The organism is Terasakiispira papahanaumokuakeensis (assembly GCF_001709345.1).
In the GTDB taxonomy this organism is placed as follows: domain Bacteria; phylum Pseudomonadota; class Gammaproteobacteria; order Pseudomonadales; family Halomonadaceae; genus Terasakiispira; species Terasakiispira papahanaumokuakeensis.
This window is the reverse complement of sequence record NZ_MDTQ01000001.1, coordinates 1,125,427-1,144,147: the sequence shown is the minus strand read 5'-3', so window position 1 is coordinate 1,144,147 and position 18,721 is coordinate 1,125,427. Positions and strand designations below refer to the sequence as shown.

The following is an 18,721-nucleotide window of genomic DNA, read 5'->3' as shown; positions in this document are numbered from 1 at the left end:
GACGTTACCCCTGGATCATAACGCAGCACATTAACAACACCTAAATAATCTTAAGGTCCAGACGCAAGACGGGCACACGGGTCATTGAGGTCATCACGTTTCGCTCTTGTCTCTAACGACTATGCGCTTGCATGAATAACGAAAAAAGCTCGGATTGGGCATTAATGCCGAGTTTCGTGTAGATCCTTTTTTTATGGGCCTTTACCGTTTCAATGGCGATATTGAGTCGACGTGCAATCTCTTTAGTCGAGCAGCCACTGAGCATCAATTGGCAGACATCTCGTTCACGCTCAGTCAAGACATCCAGCGGGGAGCCTTCGACTGCTAAGGTGTCCTCTCTAGCGGCTATTGGCAGAGCAGCGTCAGAGATGGTGGCGGCGGTATAAGCCGGTTCAAAGTGAGTCCGCTGTTGTAATAGCCCGATCACCCAAGGCTCCATCAACGCCAAAGCACCAATATCGCCCATATCAAACGGATGGCGCCGCCCCAGCGATAAACAGCAACTCTGACCCGATCCAAGTGTGCAATTAAATTGCACTTCATCAGCCACGATATTACGGCTGAAATAGCGTTGGTAATAATCCGTATGTGTAAAGTGTTCTGGCGCCACTTCAGCCAGCGTCACGAGGCCCGACCGTGGGTGCTGAGACTGATCCAGATAAAAGGGATCTAACAGATACAAACCTTGTTGGTAATCAAGAAAAAGCCCATCATCGGTACCATCGTCTTCATCACTTTCCGCCAGGATTAAGGGCGGTTGGTGAGGGTTAAATATTAAGGCCACCCAGCTATCAAATGGCACTTGCTGGCCTAGTAGACGAATCAGCGTTGACCAAAATAATGGCGTATCCAATTGCTGAATCACACCACCAATAGCCCGGTGCCAACCGACCCGCTGAAGCAGGTCGGCGCGCAAATTGAGGGCATCTGAATTCGTCATCATGTGAGTCGCCTTTACTTTATTGTCGCTCTGAACGGCTTTTTTGCGCCCTAAACGATCCCCCTGTGAGGTTAACCCACCAGGGGGATAGGCGATGTCACCCGCTTTAGCGATACTGAATGCACCGTCATCACTAAGATAACAATCGGTGAATGTTTTATGCAGTTATTATTAGCGCAATTATCAAGCCAAGAAGGCCAAATCCAAAAAAATCTGGATCGCGCCCTTGAGGTGATTCACTCAGCAGCACCTGAAACGCAGTTGATCATCTTCCCCGAAACACACCTCACCGGCTTTGCTGAACACGGTCATACCGAAGACCGAGCCCTATCCTTGGATAGCCCTCAGATCCAAGCCCTGATAGAGGTCAGCCAGAGCACCGATACCGCAGTGGCAATTGGCTTACTTGAGCAGCGTGACCATCAAGTTTTCAATACCACCATATTGATCACGCCAGAGGCTGGTATCCAAGCGCGTTATAGTAAAACCCATTTATGGCCCGATGAGCGCCCCCTGGTCGAAGCCGGTACCGAACTGGTGTCGACTCAATGGCGCGGTTGGCAGCTGGGATTATTGATCTGCTATGACATCGAATTTCCTGAGCCTGCCCGTGCACTGGCTCAAATGGGCACAGAGCTACTCATTGTCACCAATGGCAATATGGACCCTTATGGCCCCGTCCATGCCCGTGCGGCTCAAGCCAGAGCACAAGACAATCAATATTTCGTGGCCATGACCAATCGCTGTGGAGAGGGTGTGGGCTTGAGATTCGCAGGAGAAAGTGCGGTGTTTGCCCCATCAGGCGAGACCCTTCAATCAGCAGGTCATGACGATCAACTGATGACGATCACCCTAGATCGCGCGGCACTTGAAGAGGCCAAACGCGATTATCACTACTTGGCCGATCGACGATTAACGCTAGCCAGCCCCACATTACCATCATCGCGAGACCCACAAACGTGGCCTCTTAACTCACCCCCCAACCATTAAGTATGACCATGAGCGCGCCTATTGCATGGTAAATCTGGCTTTCTGCATGGCCTGACGCCTGCGTGGCGGACTCACGATACGATTCGTTCCACCCCAAAAGGCATGATTTAAAGAGACATACTCGAAACGACTGCCTGTCATTGAAAATGCATCCCCAAGATAATAAACATAATCAGGACAATGACGATGCCCTCTGATCATCAGACTCAACAAATCCCTACCCAGAAGCGCAACGCAACGTTAACCCTCTGGCAAGTCGTCTTATTTGGCCTTGCCTATATGACGCCGATTATTGTGCTCGGCACCTTTGGCGTTCTTGCCACCGTCACCCAAGGGGCCACGGCTGGCGCCTATCTGGCCGCATTAATCGCCATGTTATTTACCGCCTACAGCTATGGACAGATGGCTAAGGCTTTTCCAGTTGCAGGCTCCGCTTATACCTATGTCAGGCGTGCAATTGATGATCGCCTTGGTTTTCTGGCTGGCTGGGCCATTTTGCTCGATTACTTATTTCTACCGATGGTAATCTGGCTAATTGGTGCGGCCTATCTGTATTCCGCTTTCCCGGCGATTCCTCAATGGTTGTGGCTGCTAGGGTTTATTGTACTGACAACCGGCATAAACTATGTCGGCCTCAAGCTGGCCAGTCGCATTAATAGCCTGCTGATGCTGGTCCAAGTATTAGTGCTGATCGCTTTTATTAGCCTGAGCATTCATTATGTTGTTGGCGATCCGACCCAGCCGCTATGGGATTTGCGCCCCTTCATTGGCACCTCAACGACCTTGTTACCCACACTCATGGCCGGTGCCGCAGTGGCTTGCTATTCCTTTCTTGGTTTTGATGCCGTCACCACTTTAACCGAAGAAACTCGATCCCCACGTCAAACACTCCCACGCGCTATTTTGGCGATTACCGTGGTGGGTGGCTTGATCTTTATCGGTGTGGCTTATTTCGTACAGCTGGCGACGCCGGATTTTCATTTCGATAATCCAGATGCAGCGGCCTATCAAATTGCACGCAATATTGGCGGCGATCTGTTTGTATCGATTTTCCTGATTGGCTTAATTGTGGGCCAATTTGCCTCAGGCATTGCCGCCCAAGCCAGTGGCGCTCGTTTAATCTATGCGATGGGGCGTGATGGTGTCTTGTCTAAACGGTGGTTGGGAACCCTCAGCCGCTTTGGTACACCGACAGGTGGGTTGGTCCTCAGTGGGCTCATTGCATTGCTCGCCCTGGCCATGGATGTCCTCTCCGCGGCCTCTTTCATTAACTTTGGCGCTTTCATTGCCTTTACGTTGGTCAACCTGTCCGTGATCAGCCACTACTTTGGCCGTGAACATCGTCGCCAAGGCCTGGATGTTATCCGTTATTTGATCGCACCTGCCATCGGTGCCGGCGCGATTATTTGGTTGTTGTTTAGTCTCGACAACCGGGCCATTGTCTTGGGCGCTATTTGGCTCGCGGTTGGATTGGCATGGTTGCTGTGGCTCACACAAGGTTTCCGTCTGCCACCACCAGAACTGGAAGTAGAAGAAGCCTAACCTGTTGAGCGTCAGGCTGGCGCCAAGCGTTCCAGCCTGACCATCCCTTCCATGAGACGGCGCAAGCCGGCCGATTCAAAAGCAACATCGAGAATCCGACGCTCTCCTTGCCCTTCACAAGCCACCACCTCACCTTCTCCAAACACATGATGTCGAATCCGGTCACCTGGCGCGAGAGGGGTTGTTTGATCTGGGCTAGCGGCCGCCTGAGTCAGCGCTGGCAGAGAGAGGGCTAAAGCCTGAGCATAACGCTCAATCACCTCAGGGGCTTTCACCGTAACCGCGTCTTTCACCGTGATCGATTGCTCAGGATCCGTCGATTCAGCCTCAGTCATCAACTGAGTAGCCCACCAACAGCCCATGGTTTGCGCATCGTCAATACAAGCTTCGGCCAGAAATCGACTGGGCGAAGCACTGCGAGAGGCGCCCCCCGCAGACGGCTGAGCGGGTTCTTGAATCGCTTCCGTGCGCGCCAGCACCAATTGAGTTTTCGCCCGGGTCATCGCGACATAAAACAGGCGGCGTTCAGCCTCAATCTGGTGGGCATCCAAACGCCCGCCTTTCTGAATATAAGGGAAGTCGCCTTCATCCAAGCCATAAACCCCCAGCCAATCCCATTCCAGGCCTTTAGCACTATGGACGGTCAAAATACTGATGCCTTCATGCCCCCCAGCAGCACCTTTAGCCTGAGCTTCATGCAGTTGAGCTAACCAAGCGCCGAGTGATGTCTCTTGAGAGACTTCAGCATGTCGTTGTAATCCAAGTAATAGACGGCGAGCTTCGTCCCCAGCATCACGGGTAGGGGCCGCTTTAACCACGCGATCCAGCGCCTTGGTTGAAGATAAGACCTGGCGCACAAAATCCCCAGGCGTTAACGACTGCCAACGCGGCAAATCATCCACCAGGGCCAAGCGCTGACGGCATTGGCGACGCTTAGCTGGGGGCCATTGAGCGAGCAATGAGTCGACATCTCCGGCTTGATAAGCGCGTGCGAGCTGTTGGCGATCCGCTTCAGTCAAGTACAAGGTTGGGAAACTCAACACTTGGTTCAGGGCTTCAGCATAAGATGCAGAGAGTGACGGATTAGCCAGGGCGGAACGATCCATCAGTGCTAAGGCGGCATAAGCCAGCAACCCTCTAATTTGCGGCCGATTAAACACAAAGTGCTCTTGGCGGCCTAAATCAAAAGGACGCCCTTGTTGTAGCAGACTTAATTGCAATGGCAGGCTCTGCGCCCAACTGCGCACCAGAATGGCCTGTCGTCCCTGGGGAAATCGACCCTGCCAGTCGACGGCTTGTTGCAGCAACCAGTCGCAGCCTTGTCCGACCAGCAAATCAGTGCGTTGCTCAGGTTGGGCCAGTGTTAACTGGTCGGGACGCTGACGATTGTGTCGAATGCAGGCATTCGCAGCCAAAGCCAAAGCATGGCCAAAGCGAAAGGTGGTCGATAAAGGATAATCCTGATGGGGGCCGGGAAAGTCTTCAGTAAAACGCGTCAACATATAATCAGGACGCGCACCACGCCATTCATAAATACACTGATCAACATCGCCCACGACCATCAACGACGCCTGACCCGCCAGTGTTTTTAATAGCGCCTGCTGAACCGCATTAATATCTTGATACTCATCGACAATAATCTGATCCAGATAGCCCTGTAACCGCACCAGCAATTCAGGATGCTGCTGAACCACCTGCATTGGTCGCCAGATCAGGTCATCAAAAAACATGACCTGCTGCTCATCCAGCAAGGTTTCCAATGCCTTAAATCCGGCCACGAAATGAGGCTGCGCCTCACGTGACGCAAGATGTTCATAGACCTCAGCGGGATCATCCAGACAACTTTTAACCCGAGTACAAAAAGCTTTGAACGCTTCAAGCGCATCATCTTCAAGCCATTCATCAGCCCGAGAACCTTCCGATTGCGCCATTTGAGTCAATGCCTGACGGGTCAACCGATCATGCTGCCACTCTTCCATCAACAACTTGCGCGATGAGAGATAGCCCCAGCGCACCAAAGTCGTTGATAAGCGATGACCTAACGAGTGAAATGTCCGCACATCCGGCAGCGGTGGTAATGTCGACGCAGGGCCAATCGTGGCCCGCACTAGGCGCTCCAGCTTATGCTGAAAGTCATCCCGAGCCGCACGGTTGTACATCACCACTAATAAACGCTTGGGGGAGACCCCTTGCTGCAATAGATAAAGTACGCGCTGAACCAGGGTAGTGGTTTTACCCGACCCGGCCACAGCACTGACTCGCGCATGGCCATGAGCATGCTGAATCACCGCTTGCTGTTCTACGGTTAATGACGACGGGGGCTGCCATGGCTGCATTACACGGCTGAACCTTCATCCGGCAAATGACCTAATGGATAACATTGGCCATGGCTTTCGATCACTAACACTTCACCACTCTCATCAGGCTCCAATCGCCCTTGATCAATCAGTTGATAAAACACATTCCGCCCCAGCCGGGCCAGTAGCCCCGAACGTACTTGGACATAGGGCAGAGGGTCACTATCGCCCGGCTCGTCCAACGCATCCTGCAACGTCATCGGATGAGCTGGCCCCACCTCAACCTCATCGCCCACTTGTGTCGTCAAGGTCAGCACAGGTATCGATGAGCCTGACTGCCACGCCCATCGCACAATCACAAAAGGCACATCATCGACCTGAATCCGCACCTTTTCCTGAGGCGTCACCAGGCAATAATCACCGTTCTTTTCACGTCGAAGAATATTGGAAAACAGTCGAACCAAAGCCGGGCGCGTAAACGGTGATCCTTCATGGAACCACTGGCCATCACTGGTAATACGAATATCAATATCACCACAAAAAGGCGGGTCCCACTGATCAACAGGCGGACGCTGATCAGGCGCTTGAGACATTAACTGAGCGGCCAACGTCATGGGGTCATGCTTTGACATATCACACCTCAAGGCCAGGTAAGATGAAGAAGGCACCGATGAAGCAATCATCAATGAAAAAGCATAGATAAAAAAGCACAACTTAATCGGTCTCTTCATCGATTAATGCTGCGCTTTTCAATCGTCAGGGTTTTCAATCGTCAGGAGTTACCTGTTCAGCCGCTGAATCACTGAAGGGGTCTAAGCGCCGCCCTCGTTGCCCACGGTTGCCCATACGAACACCGATATCCATCAAAAAGTTAAAGAACTCATCTTTATCTTCGATGACGTCCTGAAAAAAACCGGACTGATACAGTACCGCGGCACCATGCACGAAGGCCCATGAGGCACAGTAATGGAAGTACGCAGGAACATCTTCCAAATGTCCTTCATCCACACGAGAGCGAATTAAATCAGATAAGCTTTCGAGATTACGCGCCCGAAACGCATGCAACTCTTCAATCATGTCTGGCAGTGCATTGGTTTTAACCAATTTGTCTTCCAAACGATTAAACAGCAAATACTTTTCAGGCTGTTGCATGCGAAAACGAAAATATTCGCGTGACAAGGCTTCTTTGTCTTCGGCAATATGGGGTGAGAGGAACAAATCAGCCATTTCCTGCTCATAATCCAGCATCAGGCGCAGATAGATTTCAGCCTTGGTTTTGAAGTGCTTATAAATCGTACCTTTGCCAATCCCGACATGGTCAGCAATCATTTCAACAGTGACACGATCTTCGCCATGTTGAAGGAACAATGCCAAAGCCGCCTCTAGAATACGGGCTTCACGTTGCCTGAACTCCCGAACCCGCCGGGCTTGCTTTTCGACTGCGGTTTCGCTCATTTCGAACCTCTCAACACCCTCAATCGGGCCAGCCTATGCCATCAAATGACCACAGTGCTATTAATCACAGCGCTATTAATCACAGCGCTATTGATAGTAGGTCTCAAAGTAACTCGTGACTCAATCAGTGATTTTATTCACGAGATTAGCACGCTGTCATCATTTCTTTCATCGCACCCCGAGCGCCCGCAAATAGCGTGAAGAAGTTTTCGGTCGTCTGGCGCGCCAGAAACTCGGGGTCATCCCCTCTCAACTCGGCCAGAAACGCAGCCACTTCACGGACATATTGCGGCTCATTTTTCTTTCCACGGTGCGGTACCGGCGCCAAATAGGGTGAGTCGGTTTCAACTAAAAGACGATCCAGAGGTAGCACTTTAGCGACCTCCTGCAGCTCTGCAGCACTTTTGAAGGTCACGATCCCTGACAATGAAATATAAAACCCCATCGCAATGGCTTCGCGCGCCATATCTAAGTCTTCAGTGAAACAATGTAAGACGCCCTGCCCCCCTTGTTCGGTGAAGCGACGAAGCAAGTCTAGCGTATCGGCTTGTGCTTCACGGGTATGGACAATCACCGGTTTATTGACCTGTAAGGCCGCGTCGAGATGCATCTCAAAATAGCGCTTCTGAACCTCATGGGTTTCTGGACTATAGTGATAATCCAGCCCAGTTTCACCCACCGCGACAATATCATCGGCACGGGCCAACTCAACCAGATGCTCCAACGTTAAAGGCTCTTCAGGCTCATGAAGCGGGTGCAGGCCCACCGACAGGGAGACATCCTCACGCCCAGCAGTAATCGCACGGAGATGATCCAGCTTAGCGGGATCAACATTAATGCATAGGAAGTGACCGATATCTCTTGCCCGAGCCGCATTGAGAGCGGCATCCAAATCACCATTCCAAGGCGTCAGGTCCAACATATCGAGATGGCAGTGTGAATCAACCAGCCACATGTCATATCCTCATCCAGTTAAAATCATTCAATAAAGTTAAAATCATTCAATAAACAGTATTCGAATATTGTCTCAAAACCCTCACCACTTAGCGGTAGGCAGCATCGTAAACTCTGGAAACAACACCAAAGCGATCGAACTCAGGCGTGCGCATCAGTGCCGCGCAACACTTGTGAAAAGGCCAGCAGTATCTGCTCAGTCAACAATTGAGCATTCGGGTTACGGACAAGCTGCTGACGCCATTGACGGCACTGTTGTTCCAGCATTAAAAGCTGACGAGGCCCTGCCAGGGTGAGCCACTGTTGATACAGTGGACGACGTTCATCATCACGTACAGACATGGGGCCAGCTACCGCCATACGCAAGGCATCGGCCAACCAATCCTGAACATGATTCAATAATTCGAGCAAACCGATATCTGTCAAACGCGTGGCTTGCTCGGTGGGTTCAGCACCAAAAGCCACCGCTTCAAGCGCTTCAAATAACTGTTGCAAATGAGACGAAGTGCCGGATTGTGACCACTTCCAAGCCGTTAGAGGGCGCCCACCGGTCCGTTTGAGCCATAACCGCGCTTCATCTTCATTTCCCAAATGTCGCGCCAGCCATTGCACTGGCTCAGCCCCTGTCGGGACTCCCAAACGCCATTGCTGACAGCGACTACGAATGGTAGGGAGCACATCTGAGGGCTGGTCACTGACCAGTAAAAAAAGGGTATCCTGCGGGGGCTCTTCCAGCGTTTTTAAAAGCGCATTGGCGGCGTAGGCATTCATTGCCTCAGCAGGGGCCACCAGCATCACCTTAAAACCTCCCTGCTGCGCACTTTGCTGAGCGACCTCATTCAAAGCTCGGACCTGATCAATCCGAATCGCCTTCCCTTCACTTTCCGGGATCAGCCAATGCCAATCAGGGTGAAAGCCCGCCTCCACCATGTGACAACTGTGGCATTGACCGCAAGCGCCTTCGGCAGTAGGCGCTTGGCACAACAACCAGCGCGCTAACCCCCGCGCCAAAGTACGTTTACCAATCCCCGGCAAGCCACTAATCAGCAAGGCATGGGGCATCTGCCTAGGCTCATAAAGGGTCCACCAGTGATGCCAAAGATCGCGATGCCAGGGCAGCGGCATCGCGGGTTTAGCCGTTTGCGATTCAGTCACATCAGCCACCACAGGCATCCCATAACGCAGTCAGGTGCGTCACAATCGATTGCTGCACCTGGGCCAAATCTTCGGAAGCATCGACCACGCAGATATAAGGTTGAGTCTCGGCACGCTGCAAATAGGCTTGCCGTACCCGCATAAAAAAATCACCCTGCTCGGATTCGAAGCGGTCTGTCGGCAATCCGCGAGAGCGAACACGATCAGCAGCGGCGGCTAATGGCATATCCAACAATAAAGTGAGATCTGGGCGGCGATCGCCCTGCACTAATTGTTCAAGCTGTGCAATCACCTCGGTTGACTGCCCTCGTCCTCCGCCTTGATAAGCATAAGTGGCATCGGTAAAACGATCACAGACGACCCATTTGCCAGCCGCTAATGCGGGCTCAATCTTTTCAGCCAAATGCTGTGCGCGGGCGGCGAACATCAACAACAGCTCAGCTATCGGCGCCACCACTTCGTCACGAGGAGCCAATAAGAGTTCACGCATCTGCTCGGCAAAGGCTGTACCGCCGGGCTCTCGAGTCGTCACAACCTCAACGCCCCGGGCTTCCAGCCACTGCTGAACGAACACCAGATTGGTGCTTTTACCTACCCCTTCACTGCCTTCAAGGGTAATCAAGCATCCAGGACGTGACATTATTGGGATTCCTTATTAACTTCGGCCGGATCATCTACCGGCGATGTGCTCTTAGGTGCAGGATTCGGTGCAGGAGAAGAGCGATAATCATCTCGCCGTTGCAGCTGGAACTGTCGCACGGCTTGATTATGTTCGGCTAACGTGGCCGAAAAGACATGGGAGCCATCACCCCGAGCGACAAAGTACAAGCTATCACCGGGTTGTGGATGCACTGCGGCCTCAATCGCTGCCTGACCGGGCATGGCAATAGGCGTCGGTGGCAACCCATTGATGCGATAAGTGTTATAAGGCGTCTTGCGTCGCAGATCACTGCGTCGAATATGGCCTTCATAAGCCTCACCCATGCCATAAATGACAGTCGGGTCAGTCTGCAATCGCATGCCTCGCTGTAAGCGGCGAATGAAAACGCCGGCAATTTCACCTCGCTCTCGTGGCACGCCAGTCTCTTTCTCAACGATAGAGGCCAGAATGAGAGCCTCATAAGCGCTCTTCAGAGGTAACGTATCATCCCGCTCGGCCCATGCATGGTTTAATACCGACTGCATACGTTCATAAGCGAGACGCATAATATCAAGGTCTGAAGCCCCTTTCCGGTAAACATAGGTATCCGGAAAAAACTGTCCCTCAGGATGGACACCCTCGGCGCCCAAGCGGCTCATGATGGTGTCGTTACTCCAGCCCTCGGTATCATGTCTCAGCTTGGGTGCCTGCGCTAACTGCTGACGCAGCTCTTTGAAGTTGATGCCTTCAACAAAAGTGGTGGAATAAGTCACCAATTGATTCTGTTCAATGATCGACAGCATCTCTAATGGCGTCATTCCAGGCGTTAAGCGATACTCCCCCGCATGCAGATGTTGACCATCGACCGTTAACCGAATCCAAATTTTCAACGGCAACGTCTGCTGAATCACATCCTCACGGTGTAACTCATCCAACACTTTCAACAGCGGACGCCCTGCCGAAAGCTCAATGATCTTGGGTTCACTCAGCTGCATGGGCGTATTCAACTGACGCCAGCCCCAAGTCATGAGACTCAGTGACATCACAACGCCCAAAACCAGACTGATCAGCAACACCGTCTTTGACGTCATGGCCTTCATGATGGCTCTCCCTCATTTATACCCACAGGCCAACCCATTTGAGGGTGCCAGCACTTCATCAACATGCGTGTCACAGGTCCAACAGACCACTGCTGTAAACAGCCTTGCGCATCATTCAACGACCGGACCGGCCACAGCCCTTGCAATGCATTCACTAAGATCACCTCATCAGCCGCCAAAAGGCGGGCCAAAGTCAGGGGCGCCTCGGTGATCGGCAGGTTGATGGACGATTGCACTGTCTTTAAACACGGAACCTCTTGCTCCTGCTCCCTTGTCTCCTCAACTTTTATGCCCTCGGCCCTTGTCTCATGAGTCTTCAGCAACTGACGCCGCATCACACCAGCCAGCGCACCACTGGCCAGTGGTGGCGTCATACAGCGCGAACCTTCAACCCAAAATAGGTTACGCGCAATGCCTTCTGCAATCTCGCCACCGTCATTGACGACGATGGCATCCGGGTAGGCGGCAGGCAACTGGGCCGAGTATAAGACTTGGGGAAGTCGGTTCAGATGTTTATAAGGGGTAGCCACAGAAGATTCCAGTGCATCTAAACGCCAGACACTCACGCCTGTTTGGTAAGCGTCTAAGGTCCCTGAAAGATCATGGGTATGAAGATAACGGTGCCATTGCGTCTCATCATCACGACGATAGCCACGCCCCCCTGTACCCGCCAGCAGCATGACTTTCAGCATCCCTTCGCCTTGCTGTCGAGCCAGTGCTCGCATCTCATCTTCTAACAACCGCCAATCCACCACATCAAGCGGAATACTCAACCCCGCCAAGCTCTCCTGCAAGCGCTGTAAATGAGCGGCCAGGAAAATCACTTGATGTTGATAAATACGCGCCGTTGTAAAAGCACCTTCCCCATACGCCAGCGCTCGACTGGTCAATAACCAGTCGAGCGCATCAGGTTGGGGGGGGCCCCCATCCAAGTAGGCTAATGCAGGCATCAATTAGACTTTGCTGAAAATCAAGGTACCGTTAGTGCCACCAAAGCCAAAGGAGTTGGACATGGCATGTTGAATTGCCATAGAGCGGGCTTCGTGTGGGACATAATCCAACACACACCCCTCTTGAGGATTGTCCAAGTTGATCGTTGGCGGGGCCACTTGGTCACGAATCGCCAATACACAGAAGATCGCCTCAACAGCCCCAGCAGCGCCAAGCAGATGACCGATCATAGATTTAGTCGAGCTGACCGCGACCTGATGTGATGCCTCACCCAAAACTTTCTCAACAGCACGACTCTCGGCTAAATCACCGGCCGGCGTTGAAGTGCCGTGAGCATTAATATAATGCAACTGATCCTGGTTGAGGTGAGCATCCTGAATCGCATTACGCATCGAGGCCGCCGCACCGCGTCCATCTTCGGGCGGAGAAGTCATGTGAAAAGCATCATCGCTCATCCCAAAACCTGTCAGCTCAGCGTAAATCTTAGCACCGCGTGCTTTAGCATGTTCATATTCTTCAAGCACCATAATGCCGGCGCCATCCGACAGCACAAAGCCATCGCGATCTTGATCCCAGGGACGGCTGGCGGTTTGAGGGTCCTCATTGCGCGTCGATAAAGCGCGTGCGGCAGAGAAGCCTCCTAAACCCAATGGCGTCGTCGCCATTTCAGCGCCACCTGCCAACATAATATCAGCATCGCCATAGGCGATCGTGCGCGCAGCATAGCCAATATTATGGGTACCGGAGGTACAGGCCGTGGTAATCGCGATATTCGGGCCTTGAAACCCATAATGAATCGCTAGATTACCGGCAATCATATTGATAATGGAGCCAGGAACAAAAAAGGGTGAGACCTTACGCGGCCCACTTTTCAGCAAGGCCGAATGCTGTTTCTCGATCATCGGCAACCCGCCAATGCCAGAACCAATCGCCACCCCGATACGCCCTGCATTGTCTTCACAACACTCAAACCCGGCGTCGCGCACGGCCTGAATGCCTGCAGCCATGCCGTATTGAATGAACGTATCCATTTTGCGGGCATCTTTGGGCGACAAATAATCGCTGATCTCAAACCCTTTCACCTGGCCGCCAAACCGGGTGTTAAAAGACGAGACATCGAAATGCTCGATCGGGCTGATCCCGCTACGTCCAGCCAGGATGCCTTCCCAACTTTCGTCGACCGTATTTCCCAACGGCGTTACCAGCCCAATCCCGGTCACCACGACGCGTTTACGCGGCATTCTTGTTCCTCCAGAGTCTTTATTGCCCCATCGGGCTTTTACAATTGCGCGCAGTATACCCGATTCGCGGCCACTTGCAGACCTCTGCAACTCATGGGGTGAAACAAAGTCCTCTTGCGCGTGATCCCAAGCCCTTCATTTAATTAAAAATCACCGAGCTTTAAAAACTGACATCACTGCGCACAGGCTCAAAGCAGTTCAACATACGATGCATTACCGACATCACCACCAGCCCCGCCAGCAAAGCAAAAGATACCGAAGAAATCCGATAAAAAGCGCTATAAACCAAATCCTGATGAGGCGAGACATACTGCCCGAAGAGAATGCCCATGGTGGTCATTCCACCGAAGCCTACACCTGACGCTCCCCCTTCGAGGATATGGGCACGAGCAAACAACATGAGCCCAATAAAATAGAACATCGTCACTAGCATAAGATTATCGGCATGAGTATACAGTAGCAGCTGCATCACAATAGCTAACAAAGAGCCCAAAAAAGTGCCCATCGCACGCTTCTGTGCTGACACCATGGCACCGGGATAATGCAAAGAAAAGAGGATCAAGATTGTGGCCATTTGTGCCGATAGCGAATCACGCAAATCCAGCGTCTGGAATACCACAAATGACAAGGTGGCCATACTCGCCCCCATCACGGTCTCATGGCGAATTTGAGCCAGTGATTTTTGGCCTTTGGCTGGGAGTGCAATCTCTTCATGCTCAGGAATCAGTTGCCACATCAGCAATGCGATCCCAACAGCCAGCACCGAGGCCACGACCGTGCTCATCATCAGATCAAAGAGATCCACACTCACATAACTGCCAAAGTGCAGCATCACGCTTAAAGTCAAAATACCGTTGGCCCCGAATAAAAACATCGGCCCCCGCGCCATTAACGCAAATCGGGTATAAAACAGCACAAAGACCACACCCGTCATGATCAAGGGCCAATGGTGCAAAAAGCCCACCACCACACTCACTTCGACACAATTAACCAAGGCGCTACCGATAAACTGCCGCATCACATGGCCATTCACACGCGGCACCATCCCCAACAAAAACATGGGAAATACCGTGAAGAAAACGCCGTAGTTCCAATCCATCAGCTGACTGATCAAAAAGCCCAGCACTGCACCAATCGCAGTTCTCAGTACGCGCCTCAGGCCAGGGGCCGAAAGATTAGGCGCTCCAGGCATCGCATGCCCGCCTTGCGGCGCAAAAGGTCCTAGCAGCCAAGCTAACGTATCACGCAACCGCTGCGGTGAGCTGGATAAGGCCCCTCGATCAACCTGACCCTGAGCCGACTGGCCTGTTTCAGGTTCCACTGAATCTGCGGACTGAACCGTCGACCCGTTTTGATCAGATCCCATCTTAGTAGACATAATGCATCAGGCTGATCACATGAATTTGGATGCGGGCGAAGAAAGCGGCAATGGGATGATTATGTGGCACCAATTGCACCGTGACCCGGGCACCACTGGCGGGCATCGGCTCAGGCAATGAATCAAAGCGTGCATGCAACCTTAAGCGCTGAGCGTCGCGTACCCACCGATTCGTAGTCGGAATATCAATGAGCTGACCGTTAGGCAGCAATTGGCCATCACGTACCCCCGCATCGATGCGCTGTGCAGTCGCAGCAAATACTTCACCCGGCCAAGCATCAAAACTGACCCAGGCACGATCGCCATGCTGAATATGTCGCAAGCTTTTTTCGCGAAAATCAGCCACGACCTCTGGCGTATCGCCCACCAAAGCCATCACGGGGCTACCCGCATTGGCATAACTCCCCACATCCAATTGCATATTAGACACCACACCCGACTGATCAGCCCTCACTTCAGTCCAGGACAAGTTGAGACGCGCCTGCTTCAGTGCATTACGGGCCTGACGTAATTTCAAGTTCTGCTCGCCCGACTCCCCTCGCTGCACTTCCAATTGATCAATACGGGCTTTAGCCGCTGCAACCTGTGCCTTGGCTGCGGCATATTGGGCCTGAATCTGGTCATACTGCTGCTGAGAAATATTATGTTTGGACAGCAATGACTCCGAACGTTGCTGTTCTCTTGCCAGCTCATCGGCATCGGCTTGGCGTGCCAGCAGATCCGCCCGGGCGGCCGCTAAAGAAGCTTCAAGCTCTGCATTCTCCCGGCGCGCCTGCTCAAGCGCCAATTCTGCTTTATCCACCGCAATGTGATACGGCTCGGGGTCTATTTTGAATAGCAGATCCCCTTGATTGACATGATCATGATCATGAACAGCCACTTCCGTCACTCGCCCACCTAACACGGGCGCCACCTGAGTCACCTCACGCAAAAAACGTGCTTGAGGTGTCAGCGGCATCAATGAATCGGCGATTACGAAATAAATGAAACACAATAGAAAGACCAGGCTCGACCAGCGAACCCAGCGTGCAAAACGCTGTTCAGGAGTCATACTATCCCCAAGAAATCCATCGACTTTGTCAGATTAGCAGTATTAATGACCACACAGACGCACCGCTCAACGGCGCAAAGCCCCACCCATTTCACTGCAAGACATTATTCATCTACAGGCTGTAAACACCGTTGAGCATTGCACTCAATCTGATCCAATACCTGCTCAAACACTTCAAGCGCCTCTTTAGAAATACCCGACAAAAGTGCCTGTCGCACCTGAGCCGTTTGCTGATCCAGCTGCATCAAAACTTTCTGCCCGGCTTCGGTCAACCCTATTTCCCGGGCACGACGGTCTGCAGAACAGACATTACGATCAACTAAGCCTTGTCGACTCAGCTGATCCAATGTCCTGGATAGGGACGACATTTCAACTTCCAGCGCTTGCGCTAAGACCCGTTGACTTACACCCTGTCCCAGATGATGCAACATGACCAACGTCATCCAACGCGGCTGGGTTAGCTGTAATGGTTTAACGGTATGATCCACTACGGTGCGCCAGAGCCGATGAATGTGGCGTAAGCGCAAGCCAAGTGCTTTGCTTTGACTAGAAGAGTCCATCACATTCGACGGCGTTACCGGTGAATCAGGATCCACCTTGCTTTTTTTAATTGCCATGCTATCGATCATACCGATAGTTCGTTAGCAAAGCAACTATATGAAAAACCAAAATATTCAAAACCGAAAGATTCAAGGTCGAAAGATTCAAGGTCGAAATGAAAGTGAAGACACAAATAGAGAAAGGCACAAAGATAGAGATAAAACAACGATGGCCACTAACAGACATCACCAGACATAAAAAAAGACCGCACTGATCACATCAGTACGGCCTTTTATCGAACAACTTGGGGCCAAGGCACCGCTAGCTGTTCAATGTTGTGAACCTCATCAATTACTGATGGGCAACAACATAGTCGATTGCTTCTTGAACAGTGGTGATCTTTTCAGCTTCTTCATCAGGAATTTCAGTTTCAAATTCCTCTTCCAGAGCCATCACCAGCTCTACGGTGTCCAGAGAATCAGCACCCAGATCTTCAACAAAGGAAGATGCGGTCTGGATTTCTTCTTCTTTAACACCCAGCTGCTCTGCAACAATCTTCTTAACGCGCTCTTCAATGGTGCTCATGACTTCTTTTGCTCCTGGTTAGAGTCCTGTTGGTGGACAGCTCTGACTGAGGGTCAACAGTCGGAACCGTCGATCACAGCCGTGAACTGCCCGGTAGTGTATAAACCGGCTGCATGCCACGCAACTGCAGATTGCAGACACACGTGACCTTGCAACACCGAATCAACGCATATTCATGCCGCCATTCACACTCAGTGTTTCACCGGAAATATAACCGGCTGATTCACTAGCCAGAAAACCGACGGCTGCTGCGATCTCTTCCGGCTGCCCCAGTCGGGCCAGCGGAATTTGTGCCAAAAGCGCTTCTTTATGCGCTTCCGGCAAGCTCTCAGTCATATCTGTCGCGATAAACCCTGGGGCAACCGCGTTGACCGTGATATTACGTGCACCTAACTCTCTTGCCAATGCACGTGTAAACCCTTCCATACCGGCTTTCGCAGCAGCATAGTTAGACTGTCCTGCATTCCCCATGGTGGCGACAACAGAACTGATATTAATGATACGGCCCCAACGCGCTTTGGTCATCGCACGCATACAGGTTTTACTCATGCGGTAAACAGACTTGAGATTGGTATCAACCACGTCATCCCATTCGTCTTCTTTCATCCGCATCAGGATATTATCGCGTGTAATGCCGGCATTATTGACCAATATCAAGGGGGCGCCGTAACGCTCCGTGATGGTCTTGAGTGCTTCACTGACAGAGTCGGCATCGGTGACATTGAGGACAAGCCCCTCACCCTGAATACCGGCTTCGCTCAGCCCTTCAGTAATACGCTGAGCGCCTCCTTCACTGGTGGCAGTTCCGATGACTGTCGCACCACGACGGCCCAACTCCAAAGCAATAGCACGGCCGATCCCTCGGCTTGCACCAGTGACTAAGGCCACTTTATCTTGCAAAGATTCCCCTTGCAGACTCATTGCATTCCCCTTGTGTCATTAAGCATCCTGATCGTCACCGAGCAGCTCAATCGCAGCACTGACAGAATCTGGATCGTTGATCGCCAAAGAACGTGCGGGCTTGACGATTCGCTTATTGAGGCCAACCAACACCTTACCCGGCCCACACTCAACATACTGTTCAACGCCTTGCTCGGCCATAAATTGAATGCTTTCGACCCAGCGTACAGGCTGATAAAGCTGTTCCACTAAATTCTGACGAATAGCCCCCACATCCTGCTCAGGACGCGCATGCACATTTTGGACAACCGGCACTCGTGGCACACGCAGTTCAATACGTGTCAGCTCCTCAGCTAATTGCTCAGCAGCGGGCTTCATCAATGCACAATGCGATGGCACACTCACTGGTAAAGCCATCGCACGTTTTGCCCCTGCCGCCTGACAGGCCGCTATCGCACGTTCAACAGCCGCGCTGCCACCGGCAATCACGACTTGGCCGGGCGCATTATAATTGACCGCTTCGACGACTTCACCTTGCGCTGCGTCAGCGCAGGCAGACTGCACTTGAGCATCATCCAGGCCCAATATCGCCGCCATCGCGCCTTCACCCGGCGGTACTGCCTGCTGCATAAACTCGCCCCGCAGCCGCACTAAACGCACCGCATCCGCAAAGTCCATGGCACCCGCACAGGTTAAAGCACTGTATTCACCTAAACTATGGCCCGCCATCCACACAGGTCGCGGACCTTCCAATTCTTGCCACACTCGCCATAAAGCCACACTTGCGGCCAACAAAGCGGGTTGCGTTCGGTCGGTCTGATTGAGATCTTCGGCCGGCCCTTCCTGAACCAATTGCCAGAGATCGTAACCCAGTACCCGAGAAGCTTCCTCAAAAGTGGTTCGCACTACAGCATAGCGTTCGGCTAAAGCCGCCAGCATGCCAACTTGTTGCGAGCCCTGACCCGGGAAGACAAAAGCCAGTGACGAAATCATAAGTCACCC

Annotated in this window: 18 protein-coding genes; 2 read left to right on the top strand and 16 right to left on the bottom strand. The window is 52.2% G+C overall.

Features of this window, described 5'->3' with window-relative positions; all coding sequences use genetic code 11:
- Window positions 1-112: 112 nt before the first annotated feature.
- Window positions 113-943, bottom strand: coding sequence for a response regulator transcription factor (locus tag BFW38_RS05015; protein WP_218186362.1), 831 nt, complete (start codon window positions 941-943; stop codon window positions 113-115).
- A 156-nt stretch (window positions 944-1,099) separates the two neighbouring features.
- On the opposite strand from BFW38_RS05015, the gene BFW38_RS05010 reads away from it, so the two are divergent.
- Window positions 1,100-1,930 carry a nitrilase-related carbon-nitrogen hydrolase gene (locus tag BFW38_RS05010; RefSeq protein ID WP_068997397.1) on the top strand — a complete coding sequence of 277 codons (831 nt, stop codon included), beginning with the start codon at window positions 1,100-1,102 and terminating at the stop codon, window positions 1,928-1,930.
- Window positions 1,931-2,116: 186 nt separating this feature from the next.
- Window positions 2,117-3,472: an APC family permease gene (locus BFW38_RS05005; protein WP_068997396.1), complete on the top strand. Its 1,356-nt coding sequence runs from the start codon at window positions 2,117-2,119 to the stop codon at window positions 3,470-3,472.
- An 11-nt stretch (window positions 3,473-3,483) separates the two neighbouring features.
- On the opposite strand, the gene BFW38_RS05000 is transcribed toward BFW38_RS05005, so the two are convergent.
- The 15 genes from BFW38_RS05000 to fabD form a co-directional block, all read right to left on the bottom strand.
- The gene (locus BFW38_RS05000) at window positions 3,484-5,808 is read right to left on the bottom strand and encodes an ATP-dependent helicase (RefSeq protein WP_068997395.1); all 2,325 of its coding nucleotides are present in this window, start codon (window positions 5,806-5,808) and stop codon (window positions 3,484-3,486) included.
- Entirely contained in the window at window positions 5,808-6,401 is a 594-nt protein-coding gene (locus tag BFW38_RS04995; protein WP_068997394.1) for a DUF1285 domain-containing protein, read from the bottom strand. Before BFW38_RS04995 ends, BFW38_RS05000 begins: the two co-directional genes overlap by 1 nt.
- A 133-nt stretch (window positions 6,402-6,534) precedes the next feature.
- On the bottom strand, window positions 6,535-7,224 hold the full coding sequence (locus BFW38_RS04990) for a TetR/AcrR family transcriptional regulator (RefSeq protein WP_068997393.1): 690 nt from the start codon (window positions 7,222-7,224) through the stop codon (window positions 6,535-6,537).
- A 145-nt stretch (window positions 7,225-7,369) separates the two neighbouring features.
- Entirely contained in the window at window positions 7,370-8,179 is an 810-nt protein-coding gene (locus BFW38_RS04985) for a TatD family hydrolase (protein WP_068997392.1), read from the bottom strand.
- Between the two features lie 140 nt (window positions 8,180-8,319).
- Complete coding sequence (locus tag BFW38_RS04980; protein WP_175400934.1) at window positions 8,320-9,342, bottom strand: DNA polymerase III subunit delta'; 1,023 nt, start codon at window positions 9,340-9,342, stop codon at window positions 8,320-8,322.
- Entirely contained in the window at window positions 9,335-9,973 is a 639-nt protein-coding gene (gene tmk / locus BFW38_RS04975; RefSeq protein WP_068997391.1) for a dTMP kinase, read from the bottom strand. The genes BFW38_RS04980 and tmk overlap by 8 nt, the downstream gene beginning before the upstream one ends.
- Complete coding sequence (gene mltG / locus BFW38_RS04970) at window positions 9,973-11,073, bottom strand: endolytic transglycosylase MltG (protein ID WP_218186361.1); 1,101 nt, start codon at window positions 11,071-11,073, stop codon at window positions 9,973-9,975. The genes tmk and mltG overlap by 1 nt, the downstream gene beginning before the upstream one ends.
- Complete coding sequence (locus tag BFW38_RS04965) at window positions 11,070-12,023, bottom strand: aminotransferase class IV (protein ID WP_068997390.1); 954 nt, start codon at window positions 12,021-12,023, stop codon at window positions 11,070-11,072. Before BFW38_RS04965 ends, mltG begins: the two co-directional genes overlap by 4 nt.
- 3 nt (window positions 12,024-12,026) lie before the next feature.
- On the bottom strand, window positions 12,027-13,265 hold the full coding sequence (fabF, locus tag BFW38_RS04960) for a beta-ketoacyl-ACP synthase II (RefSeq protein ID WP_068997389.1): 1,239 nt from the start codon (window positions 13,263-13,265) through the stop codon (window positions 12,027-12,029).
- Between the two features lie 160 nt (window positions 13,266-13,425).
- Window positions 13,426-14,457, bottom strand: a complete 1,032-nt coding sequence (locus BFW38_RS04955) for a DUF2955 domain-containing protein (RefSeq protein ID WP_069000218.1) — start codon at window positions 14,455-14,457, stop codon at window positions 13,426-13,428.
- Window positions 14,458-14,632: 175 nt separating this feature from the next.
- Window positions 14,633-15,694: an HlyD family secretion protein gene (locus BFW38_RS04950; RefSeq protein WP_068997388.1), complete on the bottom strand. Its 1,062-nt coding sequence runs from the start codon at window positions 15,692-15,694 to the stop codon at window positions 14,633-14,635.
- Between the two features lie 104 nt (window positions 15,695-15,798).
- Entirely contained in the window at window positions 15,799-16,311 is a 513-nt protein-coding gene (slyA, locus tag BFW38_RS04945) for a transcriptional regulator SlyA (RefSeq protein WP_245686071.1), read from the bottom strand.
- Between the two features lie 274 nt (window positions 16,312-16,585).
- Entirely contained in the window at window positions 16,586-16,819 is a 234-nt protein-coding gene (gene acpP, locus BFW38_RS04940) for an acyl carrier protein (protein WP_068997387.1), read from the bottom strand.
- A gap of 162 nt (window positions 16,820-16,981) precedes the next feature.
- Complete coding sequence (gene fabG, locus BFW38_RS04935) at window positions 16,982-17,740, bottom strand: 3-oxoacyl-ACP reductase FabG (RefSeq protein ID WP_068997386.1); 759 nt, start codon at window positions 17,738-17,740, stop codon at window positions 16,982-16,984.
- Between the two features lie 18 nt (window positions 17,741-17,758).
- Window positions 17,759-18,712, bottom strand: a complete 954-nt coding sequence (gene fabD, locus BFW38_RS04930) for an ACP S-malonyltransferase (RefSeq protein WP_068997385.1) — start codon at window positions 18,710-18,712, stop codon at window positions 17,759-17,761.
- Window positions 18,713-18,721: the final 9 nt, after the last annotated feature.

Coding starts and splice junctions, on each gene's coding strand:
- BFW38_RS05015 (WP_218186362.1), bottom strand. CDS start 943: ATGATGACGAATTCAGATGCCCTCAATTTGCGCGCCGACCTGCTTCAG.
- BFW38_RS05010 (WP_068997397.1), top strand. CDS start 1,100: ATGCAGTTATTATTAGCGCAATTATCAAGCCAAGAAGGCCAAATCCAA.
- BFW38_RS05005 (WP_068997396.1), top strand. CDS start 2,117: ATGCCCTCTGATCATCAGACTCAACAAATCCCTACCCAGAAGCGCAAC.
- BFW38_RS05000 (WP_068997395.1), bottom strand. CDS start 5,808: ATGCAGCCATGGCAGCCCCCGTCGTCATTAACCGTAGAACAGCAAGCG.
- BFW38_RS04995 (WP_068997394.1), bottom strand. CDS start 6,401: ATGTCAAAGCATGACCCCATGACGTTGGCCGCTCAGTTAATGTCTCAA.
- BFW38_RS04990 (WP_068997393.1), bottom strand. CDS start 7,224: ATGAGCGAAACCGCAGTCGAAAAGCAAGCCCGGCGGGTTCGGGAGTTC.
- BFW38_RS04985 (WP_068997392.1), bottom strand. CDS start 8,179: ATGTGGCTGGTTGATTCACACTGCCATCTCGATATGTTGGACCTGACG.
- tmk (WP_068997391.1), bottom strand. CDS start 9,973: ATGTCACGTCCTGGATGCTTGATTACCCTTGAAGGCAGTGAAGGGGTA.
- mltG (WP_218186361.1), bottom strand. CDS start 11,073: ATGAAGGCCATGACGTCAAAGACGGTGTTGCTGATCAGTCTGGTTTTG.
- BFW38_RS04965 (WP_068997390.1), bottom strand. CDS start 12,023: ATGCCTGCATTAGCCTACTTGGATGGGGGCCCCCCCCAACCTGATGCG.
- fabF (WP_068997389.1), bottom strand. CDS start 13,265: ATGCCGCGTAAACGCGTCGTGGTGACCGGGATTGGGCTGGTAACGCCG.
- BFW38_RS04955 (WP_069000218.1), bottom strand. CDS start 14,457: ATGCCTGGAGCGCCTAATCTTTCGGCCCCTGGCCTGAGGCGCGTACTG.
- BFW38_RS04950 (WP_068997388.1), bottom strand. CDS start 15,694: ATGACTCCTGAACAGCGTTTTGCACGCTGGGTTCGCTGGTCGAGCCTG.
- slyA (WP_245686071.1), bottom strand. CDS start 16,311: ATGGCAATTAAAAAAAGCAAGGTGGATCCTGATTCACCGGTAACGCCG.
- acpP (WP_068997387.1), bottom strand. CDS start 16,819: ATGAGCACCATTGAAGAGCGCGTTAAGAAGATTGTTGCAGAGCAGCTG.
- fabG (WP_068997386.1), bottom strand. CDS start 17,740: ATGAGTCTGCAAGGGGAATCTTTGCAAGATAAAGTGGCCTTAGTCACT.
- fabD (WP_068997385.1), bottom strand. CDS start 18,712: ATGATTTCGTCACTGGCTTTTGTCTTCCCGGGTCAGGGCTCGCAACAA.